This is a genomic window from Vibrio sp. Vb0937 (genome assembly GCF_033338855.1).
This window is the reverse complement of the sequence record NZ_JAWOTK010000154.1, coordinates 1-1,559: the sequence shown is the minus strand read 5'-3', so window position 1 is coordinate 1,559 and position 1,559 is coordinate 1. Positions and strand designations below refer to the sequence as shown.

Sequence of the window (1,559 nt, the reverse complement as noted above, 5' to 3'; positions counted from 1 at the left end):
CATATCTTTTTAAATTGCAAAGATATCACGATTAAACTTGATGATATTTTTTGTTTTTACAATCATAGCTTAGCAACTCGTATGTATTTCTAATATCCAAGTACTTTTCATAATGTAGATAGGCAATGATTCTAGCGTCTGTATTAAACATCAATACGTTTAATGCATTTATTGAATCATATAAATCTTTACCATCAACACCTGACTCTTTATAGCAGCTATTTATATAATTGAGTTCTTTGTAGAGTTCGCTAGCAATCAGCGGATTTTCTAACCTATCTTTTGCGAAATCATAACTTAATATACTTGTCGCGTATTGGATATAACGTAACATAAACTCTTTATCAGCTTCTGTTACTTCTAGGTGGTTAACGACTTTATCGACATCATCTCTGATATTATTTTTATTTAAGTCGATGCCTAATAAAGTGTCAGAAACATCTTTGAGTATACGAGGGTTATATACATACTCCTCTAGTTGGGCGCTCATCGCTGGTTTTTCTACTTCAGCATAGGAATGGTAAGCGTTACCAAAAAACAAAAATATCGACACGAAAATATGTTTACATTTCATTGATTGAGACAACTAATTTATACATTACAGAAATAATATTCACAAAAATAAAAGCTTAGTAAAAACTAAGCTTTTAAATACCACATAAAATTGAGCACATGAATATTAAAATTACAACAGCAAATAGTGGATTGCTCATTACTCTATAGTTAATACAACTCGACGGTTACAGCCTGACAGCTTATTCTCGTTCACCTTACATATAGGTGCAGACTCCCCAAAGGCCTTTTCCACGATTCTGTTGCCAAGCCCCAGATCTTTCTTTAAATACTTTGAGGCAGTGCTTGCACGTCGAAGGGATAAACTTTTGTTGTAAGCCTGGCTTCCGACATCATCCGTGTGCCCTTCAACGAGAATACGTTTGTCTTCGTTAACCAGTTTTAAATACTTTGATATAGCTTGTTTATGTACGTTTGTTAGATAGTGCTCATTAGTATCATAGTGTAGAACTAACGACATTGAGTTCTTATCAAATGTGCAACTTTCCGTGGCGTTTGTAGCTTCAACCTTTTCAATTTTTTCATCTTGCACAATGGAAAGATCCTCATTAATTACTGATGCGAGTTTTCCATCCACCTGAGTGATTTTTGTATCAGAGCTTTTCAAAACTTTTGAAGTAACATAGTTTTCACTTTGGTTGATACAATTAGCGAGCGCGACATTTGAAGTAAAAATAATCGCAAATGGTATTAACTTTTTCATTTTAATCTTTTAATCGTCCTGTTTCTTCGTTAATCAGATTTAATATATATTTGTAAACGTCTTTACCATTTTTAGCATGATAAATGTTTTTCTCACCAACGCACTCACCGAAGCCATCATCTTTTTGTACGTTGTAGTTAACACCTATTACGCCCATGGTGACCTTGGTTTTTTCACCCTCTAGCTTGGCATGTTCACTTTGAAACTTATTTGCTTTACTAGATATTCTTTTCTTACGGCTTTCACACAAACCATGCTCCCCCACTACTTACTTTAAGAATTT

The 1,559-nt window shown here is 33.9% G+C and carries 2 protein-coding genes and 1 pseudogene; all 3 read right to left on the bottom strand.

All coding sequences use genetic code 11. The features are described 5' to 3' along the window. Positions 1-31 precede the first annotated feature (31 nt). Positions 32-553: a hypothetical protein gene (locus tag R7P67_RS23975; RefSeq protein WP_005481293.1), complete on the bottom strand. Its 522-nt coding sequence runs from the start codon at positions 551-553 to the stop codon at positions 32-34. Positions 554-712: 159 nt separating this feature from the next. Continuing rightward, positions 713-1,276: an OmpA family protein gene (locus R7P67_RS23970; protein WP_031413172.1), complete on the bottom strand. Its 564-nt coding sequence runs from the start codon at positions 1,274-1,276 to the stop codon at positions 713-715. 1 nt (position 1,277) lies between these two features. Beyond that, positions 1,278-1,535: pseudogene (locus R7P67_RS23965) on the bottom strand (pilus assembly protein TadG); the annotation flags it as partial. Positions 1,536-1,559: the final 24 nt, after the last annotated feature.

Excerpts from the sequence above, each read along its gene's own strand:
- R7P67_RS23970 (WP_031413172.1), bottom strand. The coding sequence starts at position 1,276 with ATGAAAAAGTTAATACCATTTGCGATTATTTTTACTTCAAATGTCGCG.